The following is a 1,219-nucleotide window of genomic DNA, read 5'->3' as shown; positions in this document are numbered from 1 at the left end:
TAGGACTTACGCATTGACAATATAAGCAAGATGTGTAGTTGGTGTGACAAGAAAGGCAAGACACGAGCGTTGCTTTCCGAATCAGGCGATCGCTATTTACCAAGGACGTTATCAGACGGATAATACCTAATGTTGTCTTAATCGGTGGGTTCGGACGAAGAGAGCGATTAGCAAGCCATCCACAGCAAAGTGTGCCCTTGATACTTACACTCTGTTCCTATTAGCAGAATCGAAGTATCCAGGCTGTACACGCCTAGCAGAGATTTTAGAGGATTTGTCTCATGATAGTGTCAATCGTTTTCTCTTAAGGGAACGCTACGAACCCAAAGATTTATTTGATGAAGTCCAGCCGCACATCAATTTGATAGGAGGAACTTTAAGTGGGGATGATACAGTTATCGATAAGCCTTATAGTGACCCATCTCTAACAGAATTAATCGGGTACTTTTGGTCAGGTAAGCATCATCGTGTAGTCAAAGGGGTCCAGCTAATTACGTTGTACTACACAGAAGACTCAGGTAAGTCTGTACCTGTCAACTATCGCCTATATAACAAACAGGATGGTAAGACGAAAAATGATTATTTGAGAGAAATGATAACCGAAGTTTTGACTTGGGGATTACACCCGCAAATGGTAACAACAGATGCCTGGTATGCTAGCAGAGAAAACTTAAAGTTCTTAAAAAATAAAGGATTAGGGTTTTTAATGGGCATAGCTAAAAATCGTTCATGTTCCATTAATGGTCGAGATTACACCCAAGTTCAAAATTTAGAAATACCTGATGAAGGCTTAATTGTGCATTTAAAAAGTTTTGGCAGCGTGAAAGTATTTCAAAAAACATTCAAAAACGAAGAGAAAAGATACTACATCATGTTTTTGACCGAAGAAGATGCACTTAATCAAATTACTAGGGCAGAATTTAAAGTATTACATTCAATTCATTGGGGAATCGAATGTTACCACAGAGCAATCAAACAGGTTTGTGGTATTGAGCGGTTTATGGTAAGAACAACTGAAGCTATCAAAACTCATTTTTTTAGTGCTATTCGCGCCTTTACCCAACTTGAGTTGATGCGAGCTGAAGAGTTAATTGAAAATTGGTATGAACTTCAAAGAAATTTATCTCTTCAAGTGGCTCGTGATTTCATTTTGAAACATCTACAACAGAAGCTGGGCTTGAATACACATAGTGACTTTTATGTCAATGCGTAAGTCCTA

The 1,219-nt window shown here is 38.5% G+C and carries 1 protein-coding gene; it reads left to right on the top strand.

Going from position 1 to position 1,219, the window contains the following annotated elements:
- The first annotated feature begins 166 nt into the window (after nt 1-166).
- On the top strand, nt 167-1,213 hold the full coding sequence (locus ACM0OZ_RS48915) for a transposase (RefSeq protein WP_414590171.1): 1,047 nt from the start codon (nt 167-169) through the stop codon (nt 1,211-1,213).
- Nucleotides 1,214-1,219: the final 6 nt, after the last annotated feature.

It is taken from the genome of Scytonema sp. PCC 10023 (assembly GCF_963920835.1).
Classification (GTDB): Bacteria; Cyanobacteriota; Cyanobacteriia; order Cyanobacteriales; family Nostocaceae; genus Kalymmatonema.
This window is presented reverse-complemented; position numbering and strand designations above follow the sequence as displayed.